Annotated in this window: 22 protein-coding genes; 12 read left to right on the forward strand and 10 right to left on the reverse strand. The window is 48.4% G+C overall.

Annotated features, from left to right (window positions below; translation table 11 throughout):
- Positions 1–197 precede the first annotated feature (197 nt).
- The 6 genes from AELLOGFF_RS11975 (at position 198) to AELLOGFF_RS12000 (ending at position 7,751) form a co-directional block, all read left to right on the forward strand.
- Positions 198–2,531: a TonB-dependent receptor gene (locus AELLOGFF_RS11975; RefSeq protein WP_159268957.1), complete on the forward strand. Its 2,334-nt coding sequence runs from the start codon at positions 198–200 to the stop codon at positions 2,529–2,531.
- Positions 2,532–2,580: 49 nt separating this feature from the next.
- On the forward strand, positions 2,581–4,188 hold the full coding sequence (locus tag AELLOGFF_RS11980; RefSeq protein ID WP_159268958.1) for an FAD-dependent monooxygenase: 1,608 nt from the start codon (positions 2,581–2,583) through the stop codon (positions 4,186–4,188).
- A gap of 60 nt (positions 4,189–4,248) precedes the next feature.
- Positions 4,249–5,346 (forward strand): aromatic ring-hydroxylating dioxygenase subunit alpha, encoded by a 1,098-nt coding sequence (locus AELLOGFF_RS11985; RefSeq protein WP_159268959.1) that lies wholly within the window; start codon positions 4,249–4,251, stop codon positions 5,344–5,346.
- A gap of 364 nt (positions 5,347–5,710) precedes the next feature.
- Positions 5,711–6,205: a MarR family winged helix-turn-helix transcriptional regulator gene (locus tag AELLOGFF_RS11990; RefSeq protein WP_159268960.1), complete on the forward strand. Its 495-nt coding sequence runs from the start codon at positions 5,711–5,713 to the stop codon at positions 6,203–6,205.
- Between the two features lie 62 nt (positions 6,206–6,267).
- Complete coding sequence (locus tag AELLOGFF_RS11995) at positions 6,268–6,657, forward strand: DoxX family protein (RefSeq protein WP_159268961.1); 390 nt, start codon at positions 6,268–6,270, stop codon at positions 6,655–6,657.
- 224 nt (positions 6,658–6,881) lie between these two features.
- Positions 6,882–7,751 (forward strand): alpha/beta fold hydrolase, encoded by an 870-nt coding sequence (locus AELLOGFF_RS12000; RefSeq protein ID WP_235035714.1) that lies wholly within the window; start codon positions 6,882–6,884, stop codon positions 7,749–7,751.
- 169 nt (positions 7,752–7,920) lie between these two features.
- On the opposite strand, the gene AELLOGFF_RS12005 is transcribed toward AELLOGFF_RS12000, so the two are convergent.
- The 6 genes from AELLOGFF_RS12005 to AELLOGFF_RS12030 form a co-directional block, all read right to left on the reverse strand.
- Entirely contained in the window at positions 7,921–11,445 is a 3,525-nt protein-coding gene (locus AELLOGFF_RS12005) for a thioester reductase domain-containing protein (RefSeq protein ID WP_159268962.1), read from the reverse strand.
- Positions 11,446–11,631: 186 nt separating this feature from the next.
- Entirely contained in the window at positions 11,632–12,588 is a 957-nt protein-coding gene (locus tag AELLOGFF_RS12010; protein WP_159268963.1) for an SDR family NAD(P)-dependent oxidoreductase, read from the reverse strand.
- A gap of 249 nt (positions 12,589–12,837) precedes the next feature.
- Positions 12,838–13,548 carry a Crp/Fnr family transcriptional regulator gene (locus tag AELLOGFF_RS12015; protein WP_159268964.1) on the reverse strand — a complete coding sequence of 237 codons (711 nt, stop codon included), beginning with the start codon at positions 13,546–13,548 and terminating at the stop codon, positions 12,838–12,840.
- Between the two features lie 34 nt (positions 13,549–13,582).
- Positions 13,583–14,347, reverse strand: a complete 765-nt coding sequence (locus tag AELLOGFF_RS12020; protein WP_159268965.1) for an enoyl-CoA hydratase — start codon at positions 14,345–14,347, stop codon at positions 13,583–13,585.
- Positions 14,348–14,391: 44 nt separating this feature from the next.
- Positions 14,392–15,183: a crotonase/enoyl-CoA hydratase family protein gene (locus tag AELLOGFF_RS12025; RefSeq protein ID WP_159268966.1), complete on the reverse strand. Its 792-nt coding sequence runs from the start codon at positions 15,181–15,183 to the stop codon at positions 14,392–14,394.
- Positions 15,184–15,376: 193 nt separating this feature from the next.
- A complete protein-coding gene (locus AELLOGFF_RS12030) occupies positions 15,377–15,823 on the reverse strand; it encodes a helix-turn-helix domain-containing protein (RefSeq protein ID WP_159268967.1) in 447 nt (148 codons plus the stop codon).
- A 77-nt stretch (positions 15,824–15,900) separates the two neighbouring features.
- Here AELLOGFF_RS12030 and AELLOGFF_RS12035 point away from each other — a divergent pair, with 77 nt between their 5' ends.
- On the forward strand, positions 15,901–16,392 hold the full coding sequence (locus AELLOGFF_RS12035) for a DUF2938 domain-containing protein (RefSeq protein ID WP_159268968.1): 492 nt from the start codon (positions 15,901–15,903) through the stop codon (positions 16,390–16,392).
- A 170-nt stretch (positions 16,393–16,562) separates the two neighbouring features.
- On the opposite strand, the gene AELLOGFF_RS12040 is transcribed toward AELLOGFF_RS12035, so the two are convergent.
- The 4 genes from AELLOGFF_RS12040 to AELLOGFF_RS12055 all read right to left on the reverse strand — a co-directional run bounded on the left by AELLOGFF_RS12040 (position 16,563) and on the right by AELLOGFF_RS12055 (position 19,446).
- Positions 16,563–17,252, reverse strand: a complete 690-nt coding sequence (locus AELLOGFF_RS12040) for a VIT1/CCC1 transporter family protein (RefSeq protein WP_159268969.1) — start codon at positions 17,250–17,252, stop codon at positions 16,563–16,565.
- Positions 17,249–17,653 (reverse strand): GFA family protein, encoded by a 405-nt coding sequence (locus AELLOGFF_RS12045; RefSeq protein ID WP_159268970.1) that lies wholly within the window; start codon positions 17,651–17,653, stop codon positions 17,249–17,251. The genes AELLOGFF_RS12040 and AELLOGFF_RS12045 overlap by 4 nt, the downstream gene beginning before the upstream one ends.
- A gap of 136 nt (positions 17,654–17,789) precedes the next feature.
- Positions 17,790–18,182 (reverse strand): hypothetical protein, encoded by a 393-nt coding sequence (locus AELLOGFF_RS12050; protein WP_159268971.1) that lies wholly within the window; start codon positions 18,180–18,182, stop codon positions 17,790–17,792.
- Positions 18,183–18,486: 304 nt separating this feature from the next.
- Positions 18,487–19,446, reverse strand: coding sequence for a DMT family transporter (locus AELLOGFF_RS12055; protein WP_159268972.1), 960 nt, complete (start codon positions 19,444–19,446; stop codon positions 18,487–18,489).
- Positions 19,447–19,673: 227 nt separating this feature from the next.
- On the opposite strand from AELLOGFF_RS12055, the gene AELLOGFF_RS12060 reads away from it, so the two are divergent.
- The 5 genes from AELLOGFF_RS12060 to AELLOGFF_RS12080 all read left to right on the forward strand — a co-directional run bounded on the left by AELLOGFF_RS12060 (position 19,674) and on the right by AELLOGFF_RS12080 (position 25,978).
- On the forward strand, positions 19,674–21,272 hold the full coding sequence (locus AELLOGFF_RS12060) for an acyl-CoA synthetase (RefSeq protein ID WP_159268973.1): 1,599 nt from the start codon (positions 19,674–19,676) through the stop codon (positions 21,270–21,272).
- A 45-nt stretch (positions 21,273–21,317) separates the two neighbouring features.
- Complete coding sequence (locus tag AELLOGFF_RS12065; RefSeq protein ID WP_159268974.1) at positions 21,318–22,058, forward strand: SDR family NAD(P)-dependent oxidoreductase; 741 nt, start codon at positions 21,318–21,320, stop codon at positions 22,056–22,058.
- A gap of 18 nt (positions 22,059–22,076) precedes the next feature.
- Positions 22,077–23,252 carry an acyl-CoA dehydrogenase family protein gene (locus AELLOGFF_RS12070; protein ID WP_200842657.1) on the forward strand — a complete coding sequence of 392 codons (1,176 nt, stop codon included), beginning with the start codon at positions 22,077–22,079 and terminating at the stop codon, positions 23,250–23,252.
- Between the two features lie 49 nt (positions 23,253–23,301).
- The gene (locus AELLOGFF_RS12075) at positions 23,302–24,477 is read left to right on the forward strand and encodes an iron-containing alcohol dehydrogenase (RefSeq protein ID WP_159268975.1); all 1,176 of its coding nucleotides are present in this window, start codon (positions 23,302–23,304) and stop codon (positions 24,475–24,477) included.
- Positions 24,478–24,628: 151 nt separating this feature from the next.
- Positions 24,629–25,978 carry a short-chain fatty acid transporter gene (locus AELLOGFF_RS12080; protein WP_159268976.1) on the forward strand — a complete coding sequence of 450 codons (1,350 nt, stop codon included), beginning with the start codon at positions 24,629–24,631 and terminating at the stop codon, positions 25,976–25,978.
- Positions 25,979–26,081 lie beyond the last annotated feature (103 nt).

Genomic DNA, 26,081 nt, shown 5'->3' on the forward strand with positions numbered 1-26,081 from the left:
ACTTACAACTACGATGCTCAGATACTGGGTCGCTCAATCTATGCCGTCGGCGATATAAATTATAGATGTAACACCTTGCTTTTTTATGGCCAATATTTCCCAAGTAACTGGCTAATGATTAGAAATAATAAATATAAATTCCTAAGTTTTAAAACATAAATTAGTAGAGAAAACCCAAAAATAATAAAGGTGAGCAAATGATGAAACTAACTCGATGTAAGCTAGCGTTAACGAACCTGCTGTTATTAACAATACCTCCGGCCATTGCCGCCCCTCAATTAGAAGAGGTAATAGTAACGGCCCAGAAGCGCGCAGAAAGTGCTCAAGATGTACCTATTTCCGTTACGGCCATGTCCGCGGAATCCCTTGCAAGAAACGGCCTGACCAATTTAGAAAGCATGTCAGAGATGATTCCCAATTTAAATATGGGATCATCGCCCGATGACAAAAAAATTGTTATGCGAGGAATCGGCTCGGGGACTGGCACACCCAGCTTTGAACAGTCTGTTGGCTTGTATATAGACGGTATCTATGCCGGTCGCGCAGCGCAATTTCAGGTACCTTTTTTAGACGTTGCGTCTGTGGAAGTGGTACGTGGCCCGCAAGGCGTGCTATTCGGCAAAAACAGCGTCGCTGGCGCGATTAGTATTATTACCCAAAAACCCGGCGATGAGTTTGGGGGCTATGTGAATGCCGGTTACAACTCCTTCTCACAACACGACGTTACGACGGTCATTAACTTACCGCTAACTGACAAGCTAGGTGCAAGGTTCATTGCCAAAAAACAAACCACCGGTGGTTATTTGGAAAACCCCGTGCAAGATACCGACGGCATGAATGCCGACAATGAGGTATTCCGCCTAAGCTTTAAATGGGATTTAAGTGACCATATATCGATATTTTTTAAGGCTGAGCACGCGGACCAGAATGACGAAAGCAGCAACCTTCAACTAGTGGATTACGACGCCGACGCACCAGCAAGCGCGCCAACTGGCTCTGCGGCCCCTCCAATCGCGCTAGATCTCATCGCTGAAACGATATACGCGCAGCAAGACGCCGCAGGCGAGGACTACACAGCCAATGAAACCACTTACAGTAACAAAGCTGACGGCCGACGGCTTATCTCTGACAGCTATACGTTTAAATTAACCGGTATGGTGGGCGAACACGAATTGACCTGGCTCAGCGGTTATTCAGAATATGAGAAAAAGAATGACACAGATGCTGATTTTTCAGCCTCCAACTTTGTCCAACTCTACAGCGATGAATTCTTCGAGCAAACCTCCCACGAGCTGCGTATCGCCTCTCCCGTGGGCGGCACATTTGAATATGTAGCAGGCCTATTCTATGTTGATAGATGGTTCTACCAACCCAACTGGCGCTTCGATTTTGATTTGCTATTACTACCTGGACTGCAGGTCTCAGTAAACTCATTATACGAGGAACCCACCGAATCAAAATCCGCCTTCTTCCAAGGCACTTGGAATATAAATGAGCAATTGAGTTTCACCGCTGGAATACGCCGTACCTTCGAAGAAAAGCTGGGCCGCGCAAGCCAAATTATCACGCGCTACGGCAGCAACGACGACCAATCTGATAATCTTGTTATTGTTGAAGGTCTCACTCGCACAACAATGGCAAGCCTCTTGGGATACGAAGCCTATACCTTACCATTTCAGACCTCTAAAGAAGCCAATACTGACTACACGGTAAACCTGCAATGGACCCCGTCAGACAACACCATGTTCTACTACACCCACGCCAGAGCCACCAAGGCAGGTGGCTTCGACGCAGCGGACATCACCGGCAATCCCGACGAGTTTGGATTTAGACCCGAAACTGCCACCAGCCACGAAATAGGCGGCAAGCTAGAGCTCTTTGATCGACGTCTTAGAGCCAATACCGCCATATTCCGCACCCAATTCGATGACCTACAAGTCGCTAACTTTAATGGCTCAGAACTGATCACCGACAATGCCGAGGGTGCTGTGACTCAAGGCGTTGAAATCGAGCTTACCTTCGTTGCCACCGAATCACTATTGATCGGCGGTAATATTGCGCGCCTGGACGCCACCTATTTGGACTTCCCCGATGCGCCCTGCCCCGGTAACCAAGGCGACTGGAACGCAGAGTGCGAAGCACGCAACGGCGGTGGACGAGACGGCACCGGCGACACCTTGGATCAAGCGCCAGAATGGAGTGGTTCGGTTTATTTATCCTACTCTCATCTCTTTTCAGACACCTTTTTTGTCAGCTCACGGCTGGACATCATTTACTCTGATGACGTCGCTCTTGACGCATCATTACAGCCCTCAACCATTCAAGAGGCATACACCAAATACAACGCAAGTGTTCGCGTCTCTAGCGTAGACGAAAAATGGTTTATCACACTGGCCGGCTATAATCTCAGTGATGAGACAACCTTAAATTTTGCCTCACCCGGCGTGCTGGCAACACGCCAGACCATAGGCAACTTGGCGCCACCGCGTACTTTTGCGCTATCCGGACAATGGAACTTCGGTGCCTTTTAAACGCAAATCGACCTTAGTGGTCCATGATAGAAACTAATCGGAAATAATTATGACTGTTGAAAATAAATACGATGTACTCATAGTTGGCTGCGGCCCTTCCGGCGCCATTCTCGCCAATTTGCTCAATGCCAAAGGCCACAAAGTCGCTATCTTCGATAGAGACAAAGATATATTCCACGCACCCCGCGCAATGATGATGGACATGGAAAGCTGCCGCATTGTTAACGGTATGGGACTGTATCATCGTTTAATGGAAAAAGACGCCGTACCCTTTCACCACCATCGCTTTGTATCGGGAAAGAAGAAGATGCTGATGGAAATCTCATCACTTGGCGACCCTGAGCAGGGTTACGAGCCGGTGATGTTTCATCAACCCGCGCTTGAGGCGATGCTGCGTGAGGAGTTTAAAAAGGGCCCTGGTGTAGACGCCTTTCTTGGCTACGAGGTGCTAAGCGTTGACGGCGAAGGGCAACACGCCAGCCTACAAGCGAAGAATCTCGACACCGGCGAAGAGCAGTCATTTTCAGCTCAATATCTTGTCGGTGCCGACGGGGGAGCGAGCACCTGCAGAAAATACCTCAATGCCAATCGCGTTGACTTGAACTACAGTCGCGACTGGATCGTGATGGACCTCATTATCCATGACCGAGACTGGTGGAATGCCTTTCGTGAAGGCAGCGCCTTCACCTGCGAACCCAATGCCGCGGTGGTCGTTGTTAAAGGCCGACACGGCCATATCCGCATGGACTTTGAGCAGCCCAGCGTAGAAGCGGCACTAGCGTTCAGCGAAGACGATGCCCATAAGCTGATAGCTGAGTACATCGATGTCGATCCCCGCCACATAGAAATAATTCGTCGCCAGCCCTATAAATTTTACGCAGGCATGCCTGACCAATGGCGAAAAGGTCGTGTATTTCTGGCCGGTGATGCCGCCCACCAAACTTCACCGTTCGCGGGCCAAGGTTTGAACATGGGAATACGGGATGCCGCCAGCTTATCGATAAAGCTCGACATGGTATTGAATGGCTTGGTCAATGAATCTTTTTTAGATACCTATCAAGACGAGCGTTGGGAGAATTGCGCCCACATGATCAATGGCGCTACCAAGCGCGGACTGATGCTCAGCACCTCTAGCAAACGTGAGATTCTAGCTCGCAATCTAAGCTTTATGATTGGCCGACTTAGCAACAAGCTTGCCTACTTATTAACCACCAGAATGTCGGATATTGAGCCTTACAAAGATGGTTTGATTGGCAAAACCCACCCTCTCGCCGGCGCACGTTTTTTCCCACCGGTGTTAACAAATTCGGCTGGAAACACGGTTTTGATTGATGAAATAGTAAAAGAGCGCTTCACCCTGATTTCACGTCAAGCACTTAACGGCGATGCGGTGGAGTGGCTGCAATCAACACTCGGCGGTGTCACGCTCATCATCGGTACGGATATCGAAGACAGTAGCGGCGTACTAACGAAATATTTGAACGACAATAAGGCCGACGTGCTGTTACTTCGACCTGACTATTACATTTTTGATGCCGGTAGCGACGCAAACGACATATGCAATGCACTACGTTCTTCATTGATGGCCTATGGACTCAATTCCTCAGCGGCAATGAAAGATGTGGCTCAAACTAAAACCGCCATCGGCCAAAATTAATTTAGTTTTGATCAAACATTTAAAGCTATCCAAATAATCCTAATAAAGAGAGGCAATAACATGAGTGATTTGAAAACCATCGTCCGCGACACCCAAAGCTACATCAATCTGCCCTTGTTGTATGAGCACTGGTATGTGGCCGGGCTCAGTGAAGACTTCAGCCGCGAACCCCTTGGCCGAACCCTGTTGGAAAAATCGATTGTGTTCTACCGCACCGAAGCTGGCGATCTGGTGGCTTTGCAAAACCGCTGCCTGCACCGCTCCTTTCCCCTAGCTGAAAGTAAACTGAAGGGCGATAATATTGTCTGCGGCTACCACGGCATAGAGTATTCACCTGAAGGGGAAATCAACAACGTTCCCTGCCAAACCCAATGTCCCAGCGGCAAGCTACGAAAATACCCCACCAAAGAAGCCGGTCCCTTCGTGTTTATCTGGATGGGTAATCCAGAAAATGCCGACGAAAGTAAATTACCCAACCTCGATTATCTTGAAAATCCCAACTACCTGTCTTTCCACGGCGTCAAATATCTGGAAGGCAATTATCTGCTTATGCAGGAAAACCTGAACGATCTCACCCACTTCACATTCTTACACGCCAATACCTTTGGCGCAGACAACAAACTATTAGATGATTCCTTCCTCAAGCTGCCCCTAGAGTACCCAGAAATCAATGGTGTTACTGGTTGCTATCGGATTCTGAACAACGCTGAAGTCCTAAAGGCCGAACTTTCACCAGAACAACAGGCCGCCGTCGGGGATAGCGAACTCGTGAACAAAAACGGCGGTATCACGCATTCTCCAGGCGTTTGGCTAGGCTCCAATGTGTTGCAGGTGAAAACCCCGGCACCAGGCCAGCCCGAAAGCTATAATATGTATATCAACCACTACCTCACGCCCGAAAAACATAATAGCTGCCACTACTGGTACTCTGTGACCGCAGACTACTTGGCGCCAGACCCCGATGTTATCGCCTTGATGCAACAACTGTTCAGCACAGCGTTTGAAGAAGACGTTTACGCCGTCAAGCACATGCAACACTTGCTGAGCGAAGACACAACTGACTACAAGGAAATCAATATCGCCGGTGATAAAGCCGGTGTGCAAATACGCCGAAAAATTCTCGAGTGGGCTAAGGAGGAAAATCCTACGGTTACATAATCATAGCGCACAGTTCATAGCTAGTGGCCAGCCAAAAGTTAGCGCTACAAACGCTATCGCCAAGCTACTATTATATCTTGTAATATTGCAGGCTTTACCGTGACCCCTGCAATAGCTTACGCCCGCGCCTAGGCTCGGGCGTAAGCTCAGCGATATAATCTGCAGGACAAATTACACAAAAAGCTACTCAAAGAAAGCCCTGTACGAACGCGTTCTTTAATAGCTCTAAATCACTACTTATACATGAATCAAGATACCCGCTTCTTTACACAGGCCTGTCAAGATAGATCTGTTTCAAGAATACCGAATCAAACACCAGGCTTACACACCGCCCTAGGTTGTACACCGAAACAGGACTCAAGATATGGCCCGCACCAATAAACGCGCTAAGGACAATATAACCGAAGAGGCTTTCCAAAAGTTATTGGATTCTCCACCCCCAGCCAGTCTGCTACCTCTCACCTTGAATGCTTTCTATTGGGTCGATGACAGCCTACAAAATTTACTGAAAAAAAATGGTTGGCCAAATATTACGCGCCTGCAATCCCAAGTTCTCACGTGTATAGATTACGGCCTGATTCGCACCGCAGACATCGCTCGGCACGGCGGCGTCAGCAGACAAGTTGTCAACCGCAGCGTCAACGAACTCGTTAACCTAGGATTTCTTGAGCTGACACCCGACCCCGACGACAAACGCGCAAAGGTCATTGAGCCAACCGAGGAAGGTAAGCGGATTGTCCTTTGTGCTTTAGAATCACTAAACGAGATAGAAAAAGTACTCGCCGAGCGTATCGGCGCGGACAAATTAAAACTGTTACGAGATATTCTCGAAATGCCTCGCGGAGCGCCGCTAGAGTAGCTGGCACTCACAAGGTAATTTTTTTTCAACGAAGCACTTAATAACTAATAAGGTTTATCGCGATGATATATTTAAGCTACGTGGCACTCGTTCTATTTGGCATTTTTTTCACGGGAGCTGCCGCACTGAAACTTAGCCGGCACCCGCATTTTATCGAAGAATTCGATAGTATGCGTATACCCTATGTCCTCGCTTACGTATCCGGTAGCGTAGAAATTATCTGTGGCCCAGCGCTGATAGCGGGCATCTGGATTCCCGCTGCAGCCGGCATCGCTTCAGCAATCTTGTTCTGCGTTATGCTGGGTGCCTCACTGACTAATTTTTTGTCGGTGGGTAGAGGATTAAAAATGGCTATCGGCGTACTGGTAGTATTCGCATTACCGATGTTACTGATTGCGCTGTACTACATGGACGCAACAATGAGCGTATTAACAGCGATCACCGGTGCATAAAATGCTCCCGAAAATCATTTTCAACATAAGCATTTACAAAAATAGGATGCTAGGAATACCGGCGCATCGATTAGGCCTCGGTTCTGACTTCCCCGCCATTGCAGTCTATATTATGAGTGCTGCCAGTAGTGGGGCACACAGGCCAAGATTTTATGTTTAATGGCGGCTATTGGATTCTCTGGCAAATTCAGCCACATATATTAAGCAACATTAGGTGAATACCGTTGAATTACCCTACTTCTCATTATTTTGTATCACAGCGTTTAAAATTGCACTATACCGACTGGGGCAACACCGACGCTCCGCTACTGTTGCTAATACATGGCGGCAAAGATCACTGCCGCAGCTGGGACTGGGTTGCCGAGCGACTGAGCAAAGACTGGCACGTTATTGCGCCCGACTGGCGGGGGCATGGCGATAGTGCCTGGTCTCCCGACGGAAATTACTCATCAAGCGCATTTGTTTATGACTTGGCACAGCTAATACAAAACTTAAGCGGCGATAAAAAAGTCAGGATTGTGGCCCACTCCATGGGTGGCGCGATGGCCCTGAGGTATACCGGGCTTTATCCCGATAATGTTGAAAAATTAGTAGCCATTGAAGGCTTGCGGCCACTAAGCCCAGAAGATGGCCTTGTTGAAGACAAACCCTTGCCAGATCGCTTGCGGGAATGGATCGAACATAAGCAAAAAATCACGGCTAAAGGGCCGAAGTGCTACTCGAGTTTAGACGATGCCTATCAACGTATGAAGGCGGCAAATCAGCAGTTATCTGACGAGCAGGTGATGCATTTAACCTGGCACGGTGTTAACCAAAACGAAGACGGAAGCTACAGCTGGAAATTTGACTATCACCTGAATGCCTTCTTACCCCTCGACTTACCCTCAGACGAGCTGCATGCCATTTGGGGAGCTATCACCTGCCCAACGTGGCTAATGTGGGGCGAAGACAGTTGGGCCGGCAACCCCGCCAGCGACGGCCGTCTAGGCTATTTCCGCAACGCCGAGGTTATCAGCTATGCCAATGCCGGACATTGGCTGCATCACGATCAACTCGATCGCTTTGTCGACGATCTCAATAATATTCTTCCTTGAAAAAGGTACTAAAAAGCAGCGATACCCAGAAGCCCCTATCATGATACGCCTTGCCACTGACTTACCTCGCTCGTGGAAGTTTGCGAGGAATTTAGTCGGACTGAAAGCCAAAACACTACACCTTTCGAGTTCCCAAATGAGAGCATTTCCACTTGTAGCTGATTATCACTTAAGCAAGCAAATTTTGTGCTTTCATATCGCGAATACACTTTTGTATAAATCGCTGATCAAGGTGTGGGATATCAGGCATTAGCGTTTGGAAATTGTCGCAGTCAGAACCGAAATGATGTGCTGGGTACGGCATATGGAACGCGCTCATCAATGCGATAACTGAATGCTGCTTACGCTCCTCGGGTAATGACTTAAGTTTTTGCTCGAAGCGCTGCACCCATTCCTGATGGTCATCAATACGAGTGATGCTATAGCCTTCCGCCTCAATCCAGTCGACAAAGGCATCAAGGGAGCAGCCATCGTCGTAATGGTAATTTGAGATATACACGTTCTTGTAGCCATCGGTGTTTAGCTTGCGCCCAGCCGTCACAGTCTGTGCCACAATATTAACCGGCAAACCGTTATAGTGGCCTTGTTGGAGCTGCCCCTTATCATCTAACTGATAAAATGAGCGCGGTGCCAAGCCCGTTTCAATCACACTGAATAACAAGCGGGTGAACATGTCATCCGTATTGATTTGAGCACCATAGCGATCATGCGCCAACATCATGTCGCCACGGAAAACATTAACGGGAATACCGAAATTCGCATGGGCGTCCTGAAGCAAGACCTCCCCTGCCCACTTGCTAATCCCATAGCCTGCCGCGTAGGAATCAGTCAGTTTTACACACTCACGGAGCGGGGCGTCTTCATTAAAGCCATTGCTGACATCTAAATAGGCATTGGCAGCCACGGAGGACACAAAATCAATTGGCTTTCTTTTGCTCAATAGCGCCAGCCTGATAATTTCTGCTGTCGCCACCACATTCGCGTAAAAGAAGTTTTGATAAGTCATCATGTGATTCACCAAGGCCGCCACGTGGACAATACGGTCAAGCTCTTGGGTCAATCGGCGATGGGTGTTTTTGTCTAGCCCCATATCAGGCTCACCCACATCACCCGCGAGCACTTCAAGGTGTTTGCTCGCCAAATCTGAATAATCCTTATTCAGTGCTGCATCTGTACTGAAAACCGCGTCAAGCCGGCGGCGAGCACTTGCGTCATCTTGAGCCCGTATTAAGCACACAACCTTACCACCCACGGCAGCTGCTTTTTGTAACAATTCCATACACACAAAGCGGCCAAGAAAACCATTTGCGCCAGTCAGTAGAAACACTTTCTCTTCGTCAACCATCGGCTTAGAAGTACTGGCACTTACTAGGTCCTCTTCACTTAAAAATCGGTTGAGCTTCAAGTCAGAAGCAAAAATTTCTTTTGCATCTTTACCGTGTATTGACTCAAAGCTCACACCACCATCACCACTCAGCGCCTTGTCGATCATCGCCGACCAGCGCGCTATATCGGCAGTCGGACTCAAGATAAGATCCGCTGGCAGATTAACCCCGAAAACTTCTTCCAATGTAAGTGAAAACGAGACCGCTGCCAGAGAGTCACCGCCAAGGTCAGTAAAATTGCCGTCGCTGTCAGCCGTAATACTCTCAATATTGAGAGTCACCTTTAAGGTTTCGCTGACTTTCTCTGCCGTCGTCATATTGCTACCGGGATCCTTAAGGCGCTTCATTGCCTCGTCCCGCTGGCTACCATCTGCCTCGTACATCGCCTCCAAGCGCTGGCCGTACTTTTTCTTGAGTGCAGGCATCAGGCGTTTTCTCACACTGGATAATAAGCCGTTTTCCTGCGAGAAAGGTTCTAACTCGATGAGAAAGTCACGGGGAAGCTCAAAGCTTTTAATGTCTTTTTCTTTCGCGACTCGGGCCATTTCGCGGCGCAGCAAGGCCTTGAGGTCAGCATCAGTGGCATTGACTCCAATCAGTGAGGCCACCGCGTCGAGATCGGGCACAACAACAGCCAGTAAATAAGCCTGCAGAGAATTACCGTAGAGAAAAATCTGTTTTATTGCAGCGCTGCCGCTTTCGTACTTTGTCTGTAATGCGCCAAGCGCAACATACTCGCCCTGAGACAACTTGAGCACGTCCTTAACGCGGTCGACAACTCTTATTTCGCCGGGACCAATCTCCTCAACAATGTCACCGGTTAATGAAAATCCATCTTCATCAAACAAGCCTGCCGTCGCTTTGGGATCTTTGTAATAGCCGGCGATGCCAACCTCACTTTTATAGCAAAGCTCTCCCCTTGGGTATGGCTTGTCAGAGGTGTAATAACCCAACTCAGGAACGTTGCGCAATTTATACTCTGACACTGAGTTTTCCTGAATTTTGCCATTCAATGAAATACTGCCACTGCCGGATTCGGTATTGCCATAGCCATCGATCAAGTGAAACTCAAAACACTCTGCCATAAACTCACGAACGGCTGGAGATGTCGGTGCACCGCCCACCATCCCACTGAGAAGACGATTACCGAGGAAATTCTCGCCCATATCAGCCTTCACGTCTGCCGCCGCTGACGCCTCATCTTCGCCCTCGCGGACTCGCTTAGCCACTTCATTCTGATAATGCTGATAGATCAGCTCAAATACTCGGGGAAAGAAACTAAGGCGAGAGGGATTAGTCAGCCTAACATCCTCAAACAAGGTCGACATATCAGGCTTTAAAGTAAAGCTACAAAGACCACCAGCGGTTAAACAATAAACCGGCATAGAACGGCCAAGAATATGATTTAACGGCGCATAACACACAGAAATTTGTGGATATATGGCAGGAGCTTTTAGCAGGTTTTCCCACATTCGCTTCATAGATTTCTCTAAAAGCATTGCTCCCTTGGGTTTACCGGTACTGCCAGACGAATGCAGAATTCCCGCCAGCCTATCTTCCCCTAGTGGGTGTATTGGCAAAGGTTGCCAAGCTTTAGATTTACCCAATTCAAGTAACTCTTGCAGCGACGTCAAGGAAATCGGTAAACCGGAATCGGCAATCAATGTCTCAACTTCGCGGTATATTTGCAGGTCTGCATCGTCGCGGGGCTCGAAATCAAAAACAACAAGACTCTTAATACCACCGTGACGAATTGTGTGTTCTGCAGCCACTTTTAAGTCGGCCACACTGGCAAAAACCGTGACGGGATTAATATTTGCAATGGTTTCGTCTAAATCGCTACCCGAGGTCATGCTTTGCATTGGCACGGTCACCGCTTGAGCGTACAGCGTAGCGATATCAATTAGCTGATAGTCAATACTGGCAAAGCCAATGATAAAGACCATATCGTCTGGTTTTACACGGTGTTCCTTGCTGTGCTGCCAAGCACAGGCTAGGTTGTGAATGCGCTGCTGAAGCTCACGAAATGTGACGCCGGCAAAGGCCTGCTGATAGTTTCGGTAATGCTTATTCGTGCTGGCATTTTTTTCAATGTTATAAGCACGTTCCTGCAAGGCTGGACGCTCAGCATAACGGGAAAAAAGCACTTCAATTTTTTCTACAAGTGATAGCTCCGGGTTTAGTGCTTCATCAATAACGGCTTTATCCGGCATAAACTTAAGAACACTGGGATCTTGCGCAATAATTTTTTTAGCGCGTGCCTTTAATTTATTAATCCGCTCATCTGAAACACTGGTTCTATCACTCATGATGCAGTCCTTAGTAAGGCATTCTTTTGATGCGTCATTTTTTAAGCTCAGCCAAGCTTGTAGGCATATCGACTACAGAATAAATAACGTGATTTAATCGCTAACTAGATTGTTAGTTTTTATTATTGGCGGCTCTAATAATTATTATGTACTTAGAAATTTATCAGACCCTATATTGATATTTTTCTACTCAATATCTAGGCGCTCACCTAACCACTGCTCGGCTTGCGCCCAAAGCTGGTCAGCAATTTCAACACTCAGCGCGTGAGGCAGCACCCCGCTAACAAAGTTTGGTTTTTCCACCAATTCTGCCACTTTACAGTCTTCAAGATATAAACCGCCTTTATCTTGTAACTCCTCGCTCAACGCTGCCCATACGCTTGTGGCCGCGCCACTGGCTATGGTTTTATCGGTGCCCTCGGCGACAGCAGCAATCTGGGCGATCCCTTTCTCATCCATGCTGCGGGTCAGCCCAGTTTCATGGATCACACCGGGATGAACCGCTAAACAAGTCACTCCGTATTTTTGCAGCCGAGTGTGTAAAGCAATAGACAAAAGGCTGCTAGCGGTTTTAGATCGCCCGTAGGCAACCATTGGAATGTAATCCTTTTTCTCGCAATTAAAATCGTCAAAGTTGATATCGGAAATTTGATGGGCAATCGACGTCAAGGTGATCACTCGAGCGTTTTGTGTCTTTTTCAGCAAAGGAGATAATAGTGCGGAAAGCAACATATGCCCCAAGTAGTTGACCGCCATCTGGGACTCTAGGCCATCAATCAACTTTTTGGGCACGCCCATAATCCCGGCATTAGAAATCAGTACATCTAGCTGTGTATAACGTTCATTGATACGTGCTGCAAAAGCCCGAATACTCGGCTTGGAAGACAAATCCAGCTCTTCAACAATAAAGTTGTCTTTACCGGTAGACGTGCTTAGCTCTTGAGCCACTTGCAGACCCACCTGCTTATCCCTAACTGTTAAAATCACGGTAGCGCCAGAGCCCCCCAAAACCCGCGCAGTCTCTTTACCCAGCCCAGTATTTGCACCGGTAACTATCATTATCTTTCCGGTGAGATCGTAATGGCTTGCTACTTCTTGAGCTGTCGTTTTTGCGTTATAGGGTGTTTCTACGGGGAGCTGCATAATATGAACCTTTAGGACGTCATTCATTTATTGATGGTATGTCGTTATTTTAAACCCTTGGTAATCTGGGAATATCGGCTAGCCGACAATTGCTTAAATTATTTCAACCCCATCACCTAAACGGATCAAAGCGACATTAACCACCATGCCGGAACACAACAATCATTGAGACTGCGATCATTCAATTAATTTTTTATCTGTTTTATTGGTTTTTTTTATTTTTTCGTCACGCTAAAAACAGCATTCCCATTATAAACCTTGCGGCTTACTGGATTCTCTATTGCTATCAGCCAGCGCGATAAGACGACCGATATCTCGAATTTTTACCCCCCTGTAAACCAACTCGATTATCTCGGCCTCTTCCCAACGCTTCAGTAACTGGTTAACGGTTTGTCTAGTAACACCGAGCATATTAGCCAAGTCATCCTGTTTAAGCGCCAACTTAAAGGCTCCGTCACTAATTTTTTCCCCCATCGAGAACGCCAGGTCGCGTAATCGTCCAGCCAGCCTGGCTTCAATATCTAAAACCGACAAATCCTGCAGAAATTGGTAGAGCCAAAACTGCCGGTAACTGGCAGCTTTAAGCAGAAGCTCATTGACGGCAGGATATTTTGCACGCAGCTGATCAAAGCTTTCTCGAGGCAAAATCCCTAATTCAGATTTCGCCATAGATGTTGCAGTGAAAAGGCTTTTTGAATTGGTGATAACGTAAAGATCACCAATGATAGTCGGCGGGTGACAGATATTCAGCACCATCTCATTGCCGTTAAAACCAAAAGCACTGAGTTTAATACTGCCCGAGCGGATCTCATAAATCCCGGCCAAGAAATCGCCCTTGCTATAGAGCACCTGTCCATTTTTTAAGTCAATAGAACTCATTTTGGAACGAAATTCCGAGCGAATTTCCTCAGGAAGTACTTGAATCCAACTGGATTTAAAATGCTCTTTTAGTGTTGGCATTTAATCCACACCACCTTACGGCACGCCTCTTGATCTAGCGATTCGATTTTGAGACCTGACTCAATCTGTCATTCATTTCCGAAAAATCCACCTCATTATTGTGCGGCCGTGACCAAGCATCTTCAAAGCTCAAGCCTTCAGTAAGGGTGGTGGCCCAACCATTGTTCATTAATTTGCGAATACCCATCACCGCAGAGGTCCGGTTAGCGGCGATTTGTTTCGCCTTTTCCATGGTCTCTTCTAACAAGCTATCTGGACTGCAGATTTTATTAACCATACCCCAGTCAAAGGCAGTTTGCACATCAATCAACTGACCTGACAAACTCATTTCCCGCGCCCGATTAATCCCTACCAGGCGGGAAAGTCTTTGTGACATACCCCATGTTGGCATAACACCCACTTTGGCATGGGTATCACCAAATCGAGCTGTACTAGAAGCGTAAAGGAAGTCGCAACACATCGCCATTTCTAATCCGCCAGTCACAACTATTCCGTTGATCGCACCAATAAGCGGCTTTCTACAATTGGCAAATGCAGCAACAAACTCTTTATCGTTGTCCAAAACATTACCTTCACCGGCACCGCTGATTTCTTTCAGATCAACGCCTGCACAGAAAGCCCGCCCCGCCCCCGTCAGCACAATCGCCTTTACGCTATCATCTTGGTCTGCCTGTTTCATGGCGGCGATCAGCCCAGCGGTCAAACCCGCAGAAATCGCATTTAGACTTTCGGGACGGTTTAGGGTAATAAGCATCACCCCATCAGACACTTCTGTTAGGACTGGCTGTTGATCAGACATAAACTTCTCCATTTCTAATTAGTATTGCCCAGAACTTAAAAGCCCTAGCGGCGATCTTTAAAGTTTGCGGCGCGCTTTTCCATACCAGCACGGACCGATTCAATTTGATTTTCAGACATCATCAACTCGCCTTGGAGCTTTTCTTCCATCTGTAGACCCTTGCGATCGTCACCATGCCAGCTGTCGTTGTAGAGGCGCTTGGCCGCACAAACGGCATCAGGGTTTTTACTCGCTATTTCTTCAGCAATTTTATAAGCATCTTCAAAGGGGGTATCGCTGAGGCGGGTAACAAGGCCTAGGCTCGCACCTTCATCGGCATAAAAAACTCTCCCCGTAAAAGTCAGCTCCTTTGCCACATCAATACGTACCAGATCGCGCAGCGTTTGGGTTGCCGACATATCTGGAACCAGCCCCCATTTCACTTCCATTACCGACAGCCGAGTTTCAGGATGAGCAATGCGTATGTCTGCGCCCAAGGCGATTTGTAGGCCGCCGCCAAAGGCAACGCCATGAAGCGCACAAATAACGGGAACAGGCAGTTGCTTCCAGCAATACGCCGACGCCTGCGCTTCGTTGGGATAGCTGCCGTTGCTATTGATGAAGGGATTCGGAGCGTCCTTATCATCGGCGAAGTTACTCAGGTCTAAACCAGCGCAAAAGGCCCTGCCCTCGCCGGATATCACCGCCACGCGAACTGATCGATTCGATTTAATTGATTCCGCTGCCGCAACCAAGGCATGCATCAGCTCTATGGTAATCGCATTCATTTTTTCTGGGCGATTCAGGCGCACATCTGCTATGTGGTTTTTAATCGTCACCGTGACCAATTCAGTCATCGTTTAGAGTCTCTATTATCTTTATTCACTTAGCAGCACAGCACCAAAAACACTGCATTAACCTGCTAAAAATGTATAACTGTATTACAATAAATCCATTGTAATCAGGGTCTACACAACCGTCAAACCAAATTCTAAGCCGATCTCCCCCACCTAATTACAATGCCTTTACAGAACTCTGACCTCCAAGCCTTCAAAGTCGTGTCCCGCGCAACGCTTTGTTCGCTATTAGTTTATTTGAGTCGTCACTTTTAATCGCCCCAATTGCAGCTAAGTTCATTAAACGACGAAATCTCGGGCACTCTAAGTGGCTAGGTGCTTTACAAGCTGCAGCATGCTGAAGCCCATCACGCATTGCGGTTAACTTTTGAATTGTTTTATCCAGCTCTCCGGCTTTGCTTAGCAACAAGTCTCGATCAATTTCAGGGTTATCTTCAGTCCCTAATATTCCAGCTATTTCTTCCAGAGAAAATCCTGCAACGCGACCCAATGCAATCAGCGCAAGACGCTCGATTATACCGGCCCCAAAAACTCGGCGAATTCCTTGCCTGCCCACAGAATGTATTAAGCCTTTTTCCTCATAAAAGCGTAACGTTGACGCAGGAACACCAGATTGTTTCGCCACCTGAGAAATATCCATAACGCACCTTGACTTAAAGTTGACTTGAGGTTGTACGCTAGCACCACTTTAAAATTAATACTAGTTATGGTGCATTTATGAACGAACTGATCTTTACAATTTTAATCGGAATTGGCGCAACGGCCGGGATGGATTTATGGTCTTTATTAAGGAAACAGATGTTTAACATTCCACCCACCAATTGGGGAATGGTGGGACGCTGGATCGCCTACATGAAATACGGGCAATTTCACCACACGAACATTGCAGCATCGGACCCTTTTCGTGGTGAACAGCTCATTGGATGGACGGCGCATTATGCAATAGGCATAGCTTATGCCACCCTATTAGTCATCACTGGTGGGACGGAGTGGATACACAACCCATCGATTGGCCCTGCTCTCACAGTGGGCATTGCCACCGTTGTCGCTCCCTTCTTTATATTGCAGCCAGGAATGGGAGCAGGGTTTGCTGCGTGTCGGACGCCCAAGCCAAACTCAGTTAGACTACAAAGCGTCATCAACCATGCCGTATTTGGCTTTGGCTTATTCCTCTCAGCGCTGATAATCAAATGTACTTTTTCGCAATAATTATTGCACTCAGAATGGTGCGCGAAAAAATCTACAGGTAACGGATGGCAAACACGACGAAGATGCGCTCCGACTTAAAAAGCCTTAAGTATGATGCGCTGCCATTGGTGTCAACTTGAGCCCATCCTCAGTTGTTCTGAAAGATATGCGCACGATTTATAAATACCATTTTATGCAGCAACACCAAATATTCGGCCTACGCCTGCGGTTAGCACCATGGCGAGCGCACCCCAGAAAGTAACTCTAACGGCACCCACAATAATTGACGCGCCGCCAACACGCGCTGCAATACCGCCAAGTAGAGCGAGAAAAACCAGTGAAGAAATGGCAACAACAGAAATAAGTTGATTACCTGGCACAACCCACGCTACAAGCAAGGGAAGTGCAGCACCCACTGTAAACGTACCTGCCGACGAAAACGCAGCTTGAATGGGCTGAGGGCTTGCATTCTCCGATATACCTATATCATCTCTTGCATGCGCACCAAGTGCATCGTGAGCCATTAGCTGCTCGGCAACTTGCTTAGCCAGAACAGCATCCAGCCCCCGGCCTTCGTATATGTCAGCGAGTTCCTCTTTTTCAGCATCTATATTTTGTTCAAGCGATTTTTTCTCAATTTCGAGGTCTGCATTTTCAGTATCTAACTGCGAACTAACCGACACGTATTCACCCGCGGCCATAGACATCGCACCGGCAACTAGTCCAGCCACGCCTGCGAGAAGAATCCCTTCATGAGCAGTACTCGCAGCGGCCACACCAATAATAAGACTTGCTGTAGATACAATTCCGTCGTTTGCACCGAGTACTGCTGCTCGTAACCAACCTGCGCGATTTGATCGATGAATTTCACTATGAATCATAAGCTTTCCGGAAAAGCACTAAACTGAGGAATACCTTCATAGGGCTCACACCAATGCGCCTTTGATTCCACATTAATGTGAGCAACAGGCTTCAAATCCAACGCTGTATCCACGGTTGATAATGAAACGCAAAAAAAGCTTTTTCTATCTGGGGAATAGTTCATTAATCTTGTTCCACATTCAGAACAAAATGCTCGATAACCACCAGCCCCACTCTGATGCTCTTTTAAGCACCCATTTTCATCAATGAGCTTAAATGTTGAAGCATCAACTATTGCCATGGTTGCATAGTCCGCGCCATGGGCTTTTCTACAGAACTTACAATGACAGTTCAGCACATTATCTGGATTGATTTCGACTTGATAGCCAATCTTTCCACAAAGACAACTTCCCTCAACCATGACATATTCCTAGATTAGACTTTGAAAGTAATCAGTTAACTGCCCGCACAACCCCATGATATCGGGTTAAAAGGCAGCTAAAATTAGCGACAAAGGAGCAATAACCAGCTGGCTATTACTCCTTTCACGTGAATTGCTAGCTGTATTCCTTTGATTTTTCTAGGCGCCAACCGATGTACGGAAATTGTATCCAAAAAGAAAAATAAAAGAATGTTAAATACCAATAAGGAATGACAAAACTAATACCTAAATCTTTGTACTTTGCCAACAACAAATAGTCGTATACGAACAAAGGGAATGTTAGATAAAACGCAAGCCAACATGAATTAATCACATGTTTCCCATCATCCCAATACTTTTTCAGGGAGAATTTAGTTATGGGAAAATACAAAATTGTCACTATAGGTAAAATAGCTAATTTTGCCCCTATCGGCCATTGCTGATAATACTCAGGCAAGCCGATAAGATAAAAGCTAAGCCAAGTAATAAAACTATAGAAAAGAAGTTGAAAATGCTTAGTTATATTCATTGTTATTCTCAATTAAAATCGACATGGAAGCCTTTTGAAGCAGCTAACAGCTTAATATGAAAACTGAAGCTTATATCATATAAGGCTTCCTATCTAAGACACATAATTCGGAAGGGTATTAACCCCCTAAATATTTCATAGCTTGAGCGTGTGTCGTGGAATCATCTGTCGATGTTAGCAAGACTAGCTCCCCCCTATGTTTTCTTAGCCCCCATCTCTTGATCGTAGACCCACATCAATATAAATCACACAACCATACCTCTTACCGGAAATACATCGATCACAAGCACATCCTGCAACACAACTAAGATCGCAAAAGCTGCTTCAAAAACTGCTGTACACTGCGCCAACGATTTACAAGCAGCGCCACAAAAATCAATAGGCAACCGCATAATTGTATAAGCGTCATACTTTCCTTAAACCACATTGCCGCTATCAATGAGGTCCACACTGGCTCTAACACCATAATGACTACGCCATTATTATAAGGGGATAAACTCTGCGCATATGTCTGTACATAAAAGCGCATCGCTGTGCCAACGGTTGCCGACAACATTACCCACAACCATACCATTGGCGATGAAATCAGTTTGCCAATATGCCACGTTTCGCTTAACAGAGAAAAGAATCCCGTTACCACTCCCACTATGGCCAACACTAAGGTGGTTAGAGCCAACACCGGCACTTGCGGAATACTGGTTGTCTGGCCATCTTTGCCGACTTTAGTTATCGGGTTGGCTGCACGGGTATTGAGATTAAAGTAAATCGCAAACAGCGTCGCAGCGGCCAATAACAACAATTGAGCAAGCTCTAACTTAAGTGCCTGATTAAGCGATAACAGCGCAAGCCCAGAACAGGCGATAGGCAGAGCCACCCATGTACTGCCTGGAACAGGTTCATTGAAAAAAAGCTTGCCGACTACTGGCACTACCACCACCGCCAAACTCACCAAAAAAGCAGCCTCCCCAACATGACTCGACGCAGCAAGACCAAGTACCCACAGGCTCATTGCAATACCAAAAACAACACCAACCTTAACGCAGCGGTACAAACTCGCCGCTGACAAGGCTCGCAGTTGATGGTGAGCAATTAGTGCTAAAAACGCAGCGGCAATAAGAAAACGTGCCGACATAAATAATAGTGGCGGCATAATGGCAACCGCTTCTTTAGAAAATATCCAGCTAATGGCCGCAAGCAGAGTAACAATGACAAAAAGCAAATCTGCAGACTGTTTGCCTTTAACTGACGCTAGGCTGAAATTCATATGCGGCTACTCGGATTTCCAAAAAAACAAGCTAACAAAACTAACTCTTGTGTATAGCGGCTTGGTATTGCGCCCAAACCTACTGACGGGCTAACAAGAAAACACAAGCTCACTTCACTGCTGCCGATCAAATTGCATGGTCAATATTAAAATCCCCTTGAATATTTTGTCTTACAATATTACATTGTAATAAATTCAGTAAAGACAAAGCGATAAATTGGTACAGTATGAACAATAATAACGCGCCCTCTCACGACGCAACAGACATAGATTTTAGCTGGCAGCCTCCAGCCACATTCAATTTTGCTAGCGACGTGGTCGATCGTTGGGCCGCAGACCCCAGCAAATTGGCTCTGATTGCCGAAAATGCTAAGGGCGCACAGCAAACCTATAGCTTTGCCGAGGTTGCCAAGCAATCTTGTCAGTTGGCTAATTTACTAAAGGACAGCGGAATTGTTCAGGGCGACCGCGTCATTGTTATGCTTCCACGCATTCCACAATGGCAAATTGCGATGGTCGCGGTATTACGAATGGGTGCCATCCCTATTCCCTGCATTACAATGCTGACCACCAAGGACCTCGACTATCGCGCCAGCCACGCTGGCGTTAAGGGGGTAATTACCACCTCAGCCGAATGCGCAAAATTTGACGATATTAGCGGTATCCCGACCCGAATCTGCGTAGGTGATGCACCCGCCGGCTGGACCAGCCTGAGCGAAGCCAAGGCACTGCCAGCGAATTTTCCCGCCGCCGTCGTCGGCATTAATGATGCGGCGATTATTTATTACACATCGGGATCTACCGGCTCCCCTAAGGGCGTTACTCACGCCTCACGCGCACTATGGGCGTGGGAAAATTCAGCCGAACACTGGTTACAACTAAACCCAAGTGACCGTATCTGGTGTACCGCAGATACCGGCTGGTCTAAAGCTGGCACCAGTATTCTTTTTGGGCCATGGAGTCGCGGCAGCGCAGTATTATTTTACGATGGCCCTTTTGAACCGGCTAAGCGCTTTGATTTACTGTCTCGTCACCAAGTCACCTGCTTTTGTGCGGCGGCAACCGAGCTGCGCCAGCTGGTACTAGAAGACGCATCGGGCTATGACTTAAGCCATTTACGCCAGACCGTATCCGCCGGCGAATCGGTTAACCCAGAAATTCTGACCCGCTGGAAAACCTTAACCGGCACCGACGTGCTTGATGGCTACGGTCAAACCGAAACCCTTATGACGATCACCAATCGCCCCGGCCGGCCGATAAAAGCGGGTTCAATGGGCCGGCCACTGCCGGGCATCAATATCGCCGTACGCACCAGCGACGGCGAAGCAAAACCAATTTCTGCTACCGGCGAATTGCTGATCGGCCTACCCAATCCTCAGGTCATGCTGAGCTACTGGCAAGACCCCGAGCGCACCGCCGGAACCCGCATAGAACTCAACGGTAAAGAGTGGTTTGCCACCGGAGACAATGTAGAAATCGACAGTGATGGCTATGTGTTTTTTACCGGCCGCGCCGACGACATTATCAACTCATCCGGCTATCGCATTGGCCCCCAGGAAGTTGAAAACGCCCTGAGCAGTCATCCCGCGGTTAAAGAATGCGCCGTGGTCGGCATCCCCGATGAAGAACGGGGTGAATTAGTCAAAGCTTGGGTCACGCTAAAGAATGGCACAGAGGGTGATGAAGCCCTCATCAAAGAACTTCAAAATCATGTGAAAGCAAGCACCGCGCCGTATAAATACCCACGCCGCATTGCCTTCACCGACGAGCTGCCCAAAACAGTCACCGGCAAAATTCGCAGAAACATTCTCCGCGAACAAAATTAATACACGCCCTAGCCACAGCGCTCCACTAAAAAGCGGATTAATACAATGACAGTAGAAATAAGCCTACAGGGCAAAACGGCCTTAGTTGCTGGAGGTTCCAGCGGGATTGGCCTAGGCATCGCTCACAAACTGCTAGACGCTGGCGCGACCGTACATATTACCGGCACCCGCGCCACCGCAGCGGACTACGACGAACAAGCTCTAGACGGTCTCACATTCCACTCCCTAGACGTGGCAGATAGCGCCGCGGTAGATGCCTTTGCAGCGAGCTTTCAGGCCTTAGACATTTTGGTGTCTAGCGTCGGGATTGTCGCCTATGGCGGTACGGAGTATCAGATTGAGACCTTCCGCAAGGTGATGGATGTCAATCTAAACGGCGTTATGCACCTGTGCACCAGTTTTCGCGACTTATTGCAGGGCAATGATGAGCGGGAAGGCACCATCGTCTTGGTCGGTTCAACATCCAGCTTTATCGCCACCCCCGGCCAGCCCGCTTACAGCGCCAGTAAAGGCGCTCTGTTAACCCTGACTAAATCCCTGGCCCAAGCTTGGGCTCGCAAGGGCATTCGGGTTAATGGCATTGCCCCGGGTTTTGTTAAAACCAAGCTGACCCAACGCAGCTGGCAAGATGAAAATGTCTACAAAGAATCGTCTGCACGAATTCCCCTTAAGCGCTGGGGCGAACCCGAGGAAATGGGTAATGCCACCCTCTTTCTCGCCTCGCCAATGGCGTCATATGTCACAGGTCAGATGCTGCTAGTCGATGGCGGCATCACCCTAATGTAACGGTACAGGAACAGCAAAATGATTAATTTTGATTTAACAGAAGATCAAATCGAACTCCAACTACGTGTTAAACAGTTTGTGGTCGACAAGGTCATTCCCTTTGAGAAAGACCCGCGCTTGACCTCCCATGGGCCAACCGACGAGCTGCGTGTAGAGCTAAATGATTTGGCCAGAGAAGCTGGCTTGTTTGCGCCCCACGTACCCACAGAATGGGGTGGAATGGGGTTAGACCATACAACCCTCGCGGTGGTATTTGATGCCGCAGGTTACTCCCCCTTAGGACCGATTGCACTGCACTGCGCGGCGCCCGATGAAGCCAATATGAACCTGCTGCATCGCGTTGCAACCCAGGCGCAAAAAGAGCGCTGGTTAAAGCCTTTTGCCGCGGGTGAAATTCGTTCAAACTTTTGTATGACCGAACCCGGCGGTGCCGGCGCTGACCCATCGGGCATGCTGACCAAAGCCCACTACGACGGCGATGATTTCATTGTTAGCGGCGTAAAGTGGCTTATTACTGGCGCTAAAGGCTCGTCTTTCACCATTATTTTCTGCGACGTACAGGCTGACGGCGATAAGCCCGGCGGGCCAACGATGTTAATCTCTGACATGGATCAGCCCGGTATTAAAATCAGCCGTGAGCTAGATACTATCGACAATAGCTTCACCGGTGGTCACGCCGAAGTCACTTTTGAAAACCTCCGTATTCCCCCCGAGAATGTTCTTGGCGAAGTCGGCGAAGGTTTCCGCTATGTGCAAGTACGGCTTGCTCCTGCGCGACTCACCCACTGTATGCGGTGGCTTGGTGCGGCGCGCCGAGTACATGAAATTGCCTGCGACTACGCACGTAATCGCCACGCGTTTGGCAAGCCCATTGGCGAGCACGAAGGCATTGGTTTTATGCTTGCAGACAATGAGATCGACATCCAGCAAAGCCAATTAATGATTTGGTGGACGGCCGCGGCGCTAGACAAAGGCGAAAAAGGTCGTCATGAATCCAGCGTCACCAAAACAGCTGTGTCCGAGGCCGTATTCCGAGTCGCCGATCGCTGCGTACAAATCTTGGGCGGCTCAGGTATTACCCAAGATACGGTAGTAGAATGGGTCTTCCGCGAAGCCCGTGCCTTCCGTATTTACGATGGCCCGTCTGAAGTACACCGCTGGGCAATTGCCAAACGGATACTCAGAAACGGATAATCCGACCGGCACTGAGCACTAAATAAAAAGAGATATCAGGAAACTGACAATGATAAAAAACGGCGAATATTTCTTCCTCGACCAAAAGCGGGTGATCTTTGGACAGGAAGCCGGCAAGGCCGCCGCCGCAGAGGCAGAGCGGCGAAATGCTAGCCGTGTTCTTGTGGTTTCGTCGCGCTCTATTAATCGACGTCTTGGCGCTACTGAAAGTTTACGGGAGCAGCTCGGCGAGCGTTTGATAGATGTTTACGATGAGATTGAGCCTCATGCTCCCTTGGACAGTATTCTGGAGTTGCGCCGGACTCTTGCCAGCGAGAAGCCTGATCTTATCGTCTCCATTGGCGGCGGCAGCGTCATTGATACGGTAAAGGTCGCCACCCTCGCCGATGCCGCTGATGCGCAAAGCACCGACGAAATCGCCGCCCTGCGGGTTGCCATGAATGAACACGGTGAGCAGGTGGCACCGTTTACACCCGACGCAATATTACGCCAAGTGGCAATACCAACGACCTTATCTGGCGCTGAATTTGGCACCATAGGTGGCGCGGTAGATACCCAGCGCAATATCAAAGACATCTACACCCATCCACAGATGTGCTCCGATAGTATTATTTACGATGCCGAGCTATGCAGACTAACCCCAAATGAACTGTGGATAGCCACTGCTATGCGCGCCGTGGATCACGCCGTAGAAACCATTTTATCGCTTGGCGCCACGCCGTTTACCGATGGCCCAGCCCTGCATGCCTTGCGCCTGTTTGGGCAGTCTCTTCAAGCTGGCGACCAGAAAACCATGAGCTTAGAGGCTATTCAAAATTGCCAGTTTGCGGTTTGGGCTGCCACCATCGGCCTGATGCGCGCACCCTACGGTGCCAGCCACGGTATTGGCCATCAAGTCGGCGCGGTAGCGGGGGTACAACATGGCATTTGTTCCTGCGCCATGCTGCCGTCCGTATTGCGGTATAACGCTGAAATTTCTGGCGAGCGCGACGCGTGGATTGCCGAAGCCTTGGGTGCTCCGCAAAGCAGTGCTGCAGACGCCGTACTTGCCCTGATAAGACGTTTGGGCTTACCGGACAGCCTCAAGGCCGCTGGCGCTAAGAAAGACCAATTTGAACAAATGGCCAAGGCGGCACTGCCCAGCTATTTTGTTCGCAATAACCCCCGACCCATTACCGATGCCAGCCAAATAATGGACATCCTAGAAATGGCTTGGGAAACCTAGCAATACTGCGGCAGACGCGAATATCTTAACTTGGCAGCGATATCGCCACGTTAAACTCGCGCACTTGGCGTCCTTTGGCGCCTTTTTTATTCCCGTAGACGAAGCCCACTGACAGGCGCTAGGATTAAGGCGAATAGCTGAGGTTATTATAATGAAAATCCCCTCTTGGTTGATTAAGCCCTTCACCACGTTTGTAGAGCGCTACTACCCAGACCCCTTTGTGTTTGCGGTACTCATGTCATTACTGACCTTTTGCTTGGCTGTCGCTGTTACCGACGCAACCCCTGCAGTTGCATTACAAGCCTGGGGCGACGGCTTGCCAAGCCTGCTATCTTTTACCGCACAATTGAGTATCACCCTGTTAGGCGCCCACGCCCTTGCCCATACCGACCGCGTGCAGCGCGTGCTCGCCTTCATTGGCGCACTGCCCCGCAGCGCAGCCGCCGCCTACGCCCTAGTTGCGCTAACAGCAGGTATAGGGTCATTGATTGCATGGTCTCTGGGCTTGGTTGCCGGCGCGACAATTGCCCGCCAAGTCGCCATCCAGTGTAATAAGCGCGGCATTCGTGTGCACTACCCCTTACTGGTCGCCTCTGCCTATGCAGGCTTCGTTGTTTGGCACATGGGCTACTCGGCCTCCGCCGCCTTATTTGTGGCAACACCGGGCCATTCCTTAGAAGCAGAAATGGGCATCTTGCCAATTACCGAAACAATATTCACAGCAGAAAATGGCATTCTTGTCCTGATCACCCTTGCCGCAATCGCCGTGCTCTGCCCAATGATGCGACCAACAGAAGATGAAATCCTAGAAATTGACCCCGCCTTATTAAAGGATTCAAATCAACCAGAACAAGTCAGTAACAACATCGAAACCCCCGCTCAAAAACTTGAAAATATGCGCGCCTTATCATCAATACTGGGGCTCGCCTTATTACTTTATATTGCTTATAGCTATTACCAAAAAGGCTTTTTCTTAACGCTGGATATTGTTAATTGGTCTTTTGTTGGCGCTGGATTACTACTCGCCCGCTCACCACTGCATTACGTTCGCTTAATAGAAAATGCCAGCGCCACCGTTGGCCCCATTATTCTGCAATACCCCTTTTACGCCGGTATTCTCGGTATGATGATAGGCACAGGGCTGGTCACCGTTATCTCAGACTGGTTTGTGTCCGCAGCCACCGCAGAAACACTTGGCATTGGCGCCTTTTTGTCTGCAGGCCTAGTTAATCTTTTTATTCCTTCCGGCGGCGGCCAGTGGGCAGTACAGGGCCCAATCTTTATCGAGGCGGCCAATCAATTACAGGTAGATCACTCTGTTATTGTTCTCGCCATCGCCTATGGCGATCAATGGACCAACATGATCCAGCCCTTTTGGACAATCCCCTTGTTGGCGATTGCCGGTCTTCATCTGCGCCAAATCATGGCGTATACCGTGATGATATTTATCGTTACCGGCGTCATCTTTATTAGTGGCCTATTATTAATGGGCGCGGGCTAACACCCCGCTCTGCAGTTTTTAATTGCGCGGCTTAATGCAGCCGTTTTACTGCATCCTCCCATTGCCCATCAAGCATATTAAACAACCCCAAATACTATGAGCT

This window comes from Zhongshania aliphaticivorans (assembly GCF_902705875.1).
Lineage (GTDB): Bacteria > Pseudomonadota > Gammaproteobacteria > Pseudomonadales > Spongiibacteraceae > Spongiibacter > Spongiibacter aliphaticivorans_A.